Source organism: Actinomadura sp. KC06, assembly GCF_004348735.1.
Classification (GTDB): Bacteria; Actinomycetota; Actinomycetes; order Streptosporangiales; family Streptosporangiaceae; genus Spirillospora.
This window is the reverse complement of record NZ_SMKT01000099.1, coordinates 26,776-34,721: the sequence shown is the minus strand read 5'-3', so window position 1 is coordinate 34,721 and position 7,946 is coordinate 26,776. Positions and strand designations below refer to the sequence as shown.

General features: G+C 67.3%; 4 protein-coding genes and 1 pseudogene. 2 read left to right on the top strand and 3 right to left on the bottom strand.

Translation table 11 applies throughout. The features are described from left to right. Positions 1 to 1,538 precede the first annotated feature (1,538 nt). Entirely contained in the window at positions 1,539 to 2,798 is a 1,260-nt protein-coding gene (locus E1287_RS27785) for an MFS transporter (protein ID WP_131968026.1), read from the top strand. Positions 2,799 to 2,973: 175 nt separating this feature from the next. Here E1287_RS27785 and E1287_RS45855 read toward each other — a convergent pair. Both E1287_RS45855 and E1287_RS27775 read right to left on the bottom strand, forming a co-directional pair. Next, positions 2,974 to 3,755 (bottom strand): annotated as a pseudogene (locus E1287_RS45855) (DUF899 family protein). 25 nt (positions 3,756 to 3,780) lie between these two features. Next, positions 3,781 to 4,806 (bottom strand): MFS transporter, encoded by a 1,026-nt coding sequence (locus E1287_RS27775; protein ID WP_207934497.1) that lies wholly within the window; start codon positions 4,804 to 4,806, stop codon positions 3,781 to 3,783. Here E1287_RS27775 and E1287_RS46415 point away from each other — a divergent pair. Next, positions 4,775 to 5,179 (top strand): hypothetical protein, encoded by a 405-nt coding sequence (locus tag E1287_RS46415; protein ID WP_279507068.1) that lies wholly within the window; start codon positions 4,775 to 4,777, stop codon positions 5,177 to 5,179. The genes E1287_RS27775 and E1287_RS46415 overlap by 32 nt on opposite strands. 734 nt (positions 5,180 to 5,913) lie before the next feature. Here the strand turns inward: E1287_RS46415 and E1287_RS27770 are convergent. Continuing rightward, a complete protein-coding gene (locus tag E1287_RS27770) occupies positions 5,914 to 7,488 on the bottom strand; it encodes an FAD-binding oxidoreductase (protein ID WP_243719483.1) in 1,575 nt (524 codons plus the stop codon). Positions 7,489 to 7,946 lie beyond the last annotated feature (458 nt).

The window sequence follows — 7,946 nt, the reverse complement described above, 5'->3', positions numbered from 1 at the left end:
CCAGAAACGCTGGGTCCAGCGCTGGAAGCCCGCCCTGAACGCCTTCCAGATCGCCTTCGAAGGCCGCCTCACCCCAACCACCCACTGACCACCCAAACCCCAAATCAGCCGTTAACTTGACACTCCCGTGTGCACTGCTGGGTCGCGCGGAGCGCGACTTAGTCAACTCTGGCTGGCTCACATGCGCACAGCCCAGCCGGTAGGAGCGCTGCAGACTTGGGGGCGAAACTAACGAACGTCGTCTCGTATCGGGGTCTGAGCGGTGAACGAGGCCACTTGGTCCGCCAGCTGTGATGTGCGGGGTGGCGTGGGTCATTGGCGGAGATGGTCGCGTAGCGCGGTGAGGCAGGCGGTCCGGCGGGTGGCGTCGTTGGGGTAGCGGCGGTGGCATTCGTCGCGGACCCATGTCGGTGCCCGGCGCGCCTTCCCTGGGTGGTGGGTGTGTGAGTGGGGGCGGCGCGAGGTCGAGTGCTCCTGGCCCCTCATGCTCTGGGGCCGTTGCGCTGGGGAGTGTCGCTCACCGGAGGTCTGGGTCGGTGCGGGATTCTTTTCGGCCTCACCTTGCCTAGGCTGCATGGGGCCTTGAGGGTTGAACTGCTTGGTGTTGGGGCTGCGTGAGGGCGTGGGCCGGTCGGGTTGCTGGCCAGGCGTGGTCCGGGCGCCTGCCGCCTGGGGGCGCGGTGACGCCTGATGCGGCCGGTCCTCCAGGCGGCGCGCGGCTGCGGTGCCTAGAGATGCCACCAGGGCGCTGATCAGAGGCACCACCAAGCGGAGATTGCGACGGCGAGGTGGGCGGCGAGGGCGGATGCGCCATGGCTCGTCGGGCTCGGGTGGCACACCCGCACCTGGTCCTGAAGGCGATTCATCGGTCACCCACCCATGGCTACCAAGCGTAATGATGATGCGACAAGCAGGCTCGCTGGTGACGGGCAGGCTCGCTGGTGACGGGAGAGAGCTCGCGTTGCCGGGTCGGCGCCGATCTTCGTCGGACGCGTCGGGACGCAGCCTTAGGAGCCAGATGACGTCAAGTGGGGCCATGCAATCCACAGCAGTCGGTTGGTGCTGCGTCAGTACGTCTTCGTCGCGGAGGAGCGTCGTCCGGAGATCTCGCCTGATCTGGGCAGGGCGTTGCGGCCTGTTGTTCTTCGCGTCGAAGTGTGGTGCTCAATCCCATTATGTGCGGCGCACGAACGCTTCGAGGTCGGTGGGGTCGATCGGGTACGGCTGCGCGACGGACTGATCAAAGAACATCCGGATCTACTACGATCCACCCGACTCCACCTGGTGTGATGACAAACGTCCTCGCGATCTTCACCTCACTGACCGTCGCCCGCTGACAACTCCGGTGGCCGCGGTGGCGACGCCCTCGCCGACTCTCGTGGGAGGAACTGAGACCATGACCAGCCCGGGCAGCCCAGCACCGCGCCCTGAGCGCAACCGGACTGCGCTTGCGTCCTGGCTGGGGCGCGATCTCCCTCGGCGGGGTCGTGGCGATATCGGTCGCGTGCGTCGTTGTCGCGTCCAGCGGCAGGCGTGACATGGCTCCCGAGACCTCCGCTGACGACGTCGCACGGCCTCGCGGTGGCGCGCTGCGACTCCTGCGCGGCAACCGTGACTTCCGGGTGCTGTGGACGGCCCGAGCGGTCTCGGTCCTCGGCGACTCGCTCGGTCTGGTGGCCCTGCTCGTCTACCTTCAGGCCGAGACAGGCGCCGCGATAGCGGTCGCGCTGCTGCTGCTGGCAGGAGACTGCGTCCCGGGACTGTTCGGCCCGATCGCAGGCCTCATCAGTGACAGGTATGGGCTCCGCAGGGTGATGGTCGCCAGCGAAGTGATTCAAGGGCTCCTGGTGCTCGCGATAGCCGCGACCCTGCCGCCGCTCCCAATCCTGCTGTTGTTGGTCGCGGTACGGGGCATCGGCGCCACCACCTTCATCGCGGCCTCACGCAGCGCCTTGCCCCGTATCGTCGACGACGAGGATCTCGAAGCCGGCAACGCTGCCCTGGGCGTCGGCACCTACGGGCTCGAAGCGCTCGGCCCGCTGATCGCGGCCGCACTGTTCACGCTGAGCGGGATCCGCGGTGTCCTGCTCGTCGACGTCGCCACGTTCGCCATCTCCGCTGCCCTGCTGGCCTGGCTTCCCCGGCTCGGCAGCGCGCACCGGCGAGAAGCCACAACCGGCCGGAGCCCAGTGATCGGGTGGTACCGCGAGGTAAAGGACGGCCTCGGACTCGTGTGGTCGATCCCCACCGTGCGTGCGGTCTCCGCAGGTTTCGTCGGCGTGGTCGCCTTCAGCGGAGTCGACGATGTCGCGTTGGTCTTCCTGGCCCGAGACGAGCTCGGCGGGACCAGCACCGACGCGGCCGTTCTTTATGCCGGGGTGGGCGTCGGGCTGCTGCTCGGCTACCTGTTGCTCGCCCGCGCGGGCGGACGATGGCCGGCACTGGCGCTGCTGCTCGTCGGGTTCGTGGTGAGCAGCGCCGGCAACCTGGTCACCGGGCTGGCCGGGTCGATCTTGGCCGCCATGCTGCTCCAGACAATGCGCGGGGTCGGCATCGCCGCCCTCGATGTCGGCGTCAACACCCACCTGCAGCGCGTCGTCCCGCCCGGCGTCCTCGGCCAAGCATTCGGCACGCTCTACGGCGCAGTGGGGCTGGGGGCCGGGCTCTCCTACGCGCTGGGAGGGCTGCTGCTCGCCGCGACCGACGCGCGCATCACCTTCGTCGCCGCGGGAGCAGGCGGCCTGCTCGTCAGTGTCAGCACCGCCGTTGCGGTCTACCGCGCCCAGAACCCACCGTGATCAGCCGGCGCCTTCCTAGTGCCGGACGAGCTCGGCGTGGAGTGCCGCGATCTAGGATCAGCCCGTGCCGGCGACGTCGGGTCGCGTGGCAGGCGGCGGTCGCTGCCTGGATCTGGTGAGGCCCTTGATGCCGCAAGTGCAGCGTCTGATTGAGGGATGGCGGCGCCTTCGGCGATCATCTTGTGATCCCACCGGGACTGGGCGAAGCCGGTGGCTCCGCGGGGCCCGGCGAACCGCCGCCGGTGAGGTCGTCGGATCGTCCGGCGTTGATCCGTGACCATTGGGCGGTGGGGCGGCCGTTGGTCCGGGTGTCCTCCTCGTGGGATTGTGGCCAGCCTTCTGGTGAGTCCTCCCATGGTTCCTGCCGTCCGTAGATGGTGAGGTCCATCAGGCGGTAGTTGATGTCGACCGCCTCGACGCCGCGCCGGGTGGTCCAGTAGGTCTCGAATACGCGATCGCCCCGCCGCAGATAGCAGACGACGTGCATCAGGCCGATCTCTCGATCGACCAGGAGGGTGTCGAGTGATCGCTGTGCGGAGTACCAGGGCATCGTCCAGTCCATGAAGTCGCGGTAGCGGATACTCTCGTCGTCGGGCCCTGGCAGAACACGGCGTAGGTGATGTCCCGGGAGTGGACGTAGGAAAGCTCGTCGAGCTGGGTGTTGTTCCAGGTGCAGCCCTCGCATTGCTCGGCTGCGGGCCGTCCGGGGTACCACATGAAGTAGTACGCGATCAGCTGGTGGCGGCCCCCGAACGTGTCGATCAGCGGGGTCGGCCCGTCGGCTCCGATCAACGGGATGCCGGCGTCCACCTCGACCACGGGCAGCCGGCGCCGGGCCGCGGCGATCGCGTCGCCGGCCCGGGTGTGCGCCTTCTCCCGGGCGCGTAGCTCGGCCAGGTCTGCCTCGAAGGCGGCCCGGTCGGTGATCGTGGGTTCGGGTGCGTTCTCGATGGTCATCTGATCAGTCTCCTTTGGTTGAATGTCAGGTGCACCGACGGGTGGAGCGAGCGAATCCGACCGCTGCGGTGATCACACTCAGCACGGTCAGCACGCCGATGACGGTGAACGCGGTGTGAAAGCTGTCCAGACCGGAGTTGAGGACCAGCACGGTGGACACGGCCGCGACGCCCGTCGCGCCGCCGACCTCCCGGGTCGTCTCGACCAGCCCGGACGCCAGCCCGGCATCGGAGTGGGCCACTCCGGTCAGGGCGCCGATCTGGATGGCCGGTTCGCACAGCCCGAAACCGAGGCCGGCGCAGAGGAAGGGCACCAGGAGGCCGTCCAGATATCCGGCATCGGCCGGGATCCTGGCCAGCCACACCGCGCCGAAGGCGAGGAAGGCCAGGCCAATGATCATCAGCCAGCCCACGTTCATCCCGGTCGCCAGCCGGGCGCCGATCATCGCTGTCGGCAGGATCGTTGCGGTCGTCGCCAACCAGGCCAGCCCGGTCTCGGTCGGGGTGTAGCCGAGTTGCTGCTGCATCAGCAGCGAGCCGATGAAGATGAACGACAAGAAGGCGGACGTGGCCAGGAACGCGGTCACGTTGCCGGCGACCAGGCTGCGGTTGCGGAAGGTCGAGAGTGGCACCAGCGGAGCGGCGGAGCGGGCTTCGATCCGCACGAACGCCACCAGCAGCGCCGCCGCGGCCGCGAACAGTGCAAGGGTTGACCCGGACAGCCAGCCGTGCATCGTCCCGTGATGCAGGGCGTAGACGAACAGCAGCAATCCGCCGGTGACAGTGACCGCGCCGGGGAGATCGAGGCGGGTACGGCGGTCGCTGAGCCGGTCGGCTGCCAGGAACATGGCAGCGAGCAGAATCAGTACGACGCCGACCGGGATGTTGATGTAGAAGGTCCAGCGCCAACCGGGACCGGCGGTCAGCAGGCCGCTGGCGACGACGCCGACCGATCCGGCCATCCCGCCGACCCCGCCGAAGACGGCGAGCGCGCGATTGCGGTCCCGCCCTTCGGAGAAGGTGACGGCCAGCAGCGACAGGGCCGCCGGCACGATCAGTGCGGCGCCGAATCCTTGCAGGGCACGGGCCGCGGATCAGGATCCCGGGATCGTTCGCCACGCCGGCCAGGCCGGACGCGCCGCTGAAGACGGCGACCCCGGCCAGGTAGATCCGCCGGCGTCCGAACCGGTCCGCCAGCCGTCCGCCAAAAATCAGGAATCCGCCGAGCAGCAGGCCGTACGCCACGATCACCCATTGCAGGCCGCCGTGGTGGAAGCCGAGATCACGCTGGATCGACGGCAGCGCGACGTTCACGATCGCCATGTCCAGGCTGACGATGGCCTGGGCCGCACAGGCGAGCACCAGCACCAATCCCCGCTTGACCGGGGCCGCTTCGGGGACGGCCCGCGCCTCAAGGGTCTGTAGCTGTGTCATCGGTATGCCTTCCTCTGTCGGGTTGGTCAACCAACCGACGAAGGAGGTCTGCCGAGATCGACATGTTGTTGGACGGATCCGGGAAATTTGACGGTCCCAGGAGATCGTGATCGCGGCCGCTTCGCTGGTTCAGTGCTGGTCCTGCGCCGGCACCGGGGACCTGATCGCTGGCCGGTGCGCTACTCGCTCGAAACCAGGCGGCCTGGCAGGGCCACCTCCCGTACGGTCCATCCACATCCTCGTCCTACGTTTGGTGTGGGAGAAGCCGGGCTGGGGTTACCAGCGGGTGCACGGCGAACTGGTGGTGCTCGGCGTCAAGGGTGGCAGCCCTCCACGGTCTGGAAGATCCTTAATGACGCCGCCTTCGATCCGGCACCCGAGCGTGCATCGACCACGTGGGCCGACTTCCCGCGCTCGCTACCAGGCCGAGGCGCTCCTAACGCGTGTCGTCTTGGAGACCGTCACGTTGATAGGTGCGCGGACGTAAGTGCTTGCGGTCATCGAGCACCACACCCGCCGGATTCGCGTTCCTGATCCGTGACCGGGATGGCAAGGTTCCCTGACCTCTTCGACACCGTACTGCTGGATGCAGACTTGCCGTCGCGACTCCTCGACCGGGGGCTCTGATTGGACCAGCGGCACCTACTCCACGCCCTCCGGGAGTATCGGCATGCGGCTTGACCTGCGTGGACGAGGTTTTCGACAAGCAAAGCGTTGTAACACTGTCAGGCCCTACGGCGTGGCGTAATGGATTGCTTGTGGCGGAAGATGTTGAGCGGGTCCCACCGTTTCTTGATCTTCCTGAGATCGCCGTAGTGGTCCCCGTAGTAGAGCCGGGTCCAGGGTACGCCCGAGGTGTTCCATTGCCGGTCGATGAGGTCGACGTCGGGGTATCCGATGTAGCAGCCGTCGGTGATGCGCTGATTCTTGTGGCCGTCGGGGACAGGTACGCCCCCGGTGGGGGCGTACATCTTCTTGTACAGGGTGCGGATCCACCGCAGCTGATCCTCGCCGTCCTGGCCGGCCGGCCAATAGACCTGGTGCTGGAGTTTGAGTACCGAGTCGCGCTGAATGACCGCGGTGTCGGCGGGCTTCTTGGTGTTGATCGCTGCGCCGTAGGAGTCGATCTGGACGACCGCGTCGCGTTTTGTGTCGGGGTCTTCGAGGGCCAGGGAGGACCACAGCGCATCGATCTGGTGGGCCGGGAGCGGTTTGCGCATGTAGGCCGATTTGTGTTTGCCGCAGCGGAGATTGTCCACCGGTCCGAGCAGCCGCTCCACGGTGTTCCATGGCAGCATCGTCGGGGTGTCCAGGCCCATCAGGGCCGGGTATTCCCCGTACGCCTCGGTCAGTGGCTCCCGCCCGACAGCGGCCTTCTTGTCCATGGCGGTGAGGAATTCCTCCAGGCGGTCGCGGGCCTCGGGGACCGAGGCGTCGATCTGGGCGATCAGCCCGATTTTGTCCTGGCTGCGGTGGGTGAGCAGCAGAATCGCGAACAGCGGGCCGTAACGCCCCCGGGCGCTCTTGCCGGTCGTGGCGAAGAATTCGCCGAAGTTGTTGATGATCTGGGTGAAGTGCGCTTTGTTCATCTGTGACCAGCTCCACCCGCTGGCGGTGAGCAGCACTCGCTCCGGCGCCTGAGGGAGGTTGCGGAACCAGAATCGGGTGACAATGCCGAAGTTGCCTCCACCACCTCCGGTGTGCGCCCACCACAGATCCCGGTTCGGGTCCTTCTTGTTCCGGGTGGCGACCACCAGCCGGACGTTCCGGTTCTCGTCCACGACAGCGACCTCGACCGCGTACAGGTAGTCCACGGTGAGGCCGAACTGCCGTGACAACAGCCCGAAGCCGCCCACCGGGATGTGCCCCCCGACCCCGACGGACGGGCACGAGCCGCCCGGCAGCACTCGGCCCGTCCTCAGGAACAGGTCTTTGCGAAGGTCACCATTCGTAGCCCCGGCCTCGACGCAGATCGCCTTCATGTCCGGGTCTTCATAGATTTCGTCCATCAGCGAGACGTCGATGATCACCCGAACGTCCTCGGAACAGACGAAATCCTCATAGCAGTGCCCGCCGGAGCGGACCGTGATCCGATCCCGCCGGTCGTCCGGGGAGGGCTCGGTGACCGCCTGCTGCAGCGCCGCACGGACCTCCTCGCTGGTCCGCACCAGCCGCACATACGCGGGGTCGGCCTGCCACCGGGGATTGAATCCCCGGCACAGCGCCGCGAACCGCCGATCCCCCGGCATGATCTTGATCCCACCCTCATCGAACAAGGCTCCCGCCGTCTCCTCGCTCACTGCGCCCCCTCACGTCATCACGGATAACCATCCGGCTGAGATCCGCCGGGCCCAGGATCAACGCTGCCGCCGACTTACCGTGCGGCGCTCCTGGTCCTGCGCCCAGCAGTAACGAAGTCCTTTCCGCAACCCGGGCAAAAGCCACCCCAACGGAACGAACACATCACCCTCGGATCTCTGTGCCGACGCCCGCAGGATCCACCCCGGATCTGTCCGGGATCGGCGGCGGGATGCTCGGCTGCCGCGTTCTGACCAGACACGCCTAGCTACGTTCCCTGACCCTGCGCTTGCCGAAAACTACGTCTGTGCAGGTGACCGTGACGAATACGTTCGCGGTCCCGCGTCTCCTGCCGACGACCGATCTGGAGAAGGACGCCGAGATCTTGACGCTGCGGCATCAGATCACGGTGCTAGCGCCAACTGGACGGGACGAGGGCGCGGTTCCCCGCTCCGGACCG

What these genes read in the sequence shown, in the direction of transcription:
- E1287_RS27785 (WP_131968026.1), top strand. Translation starts at nt 1,539, where the DNA reads ATGGCTCCCGAGACCTCCGCTGACGACGTCGCACGGCCTCGCGGTGGC.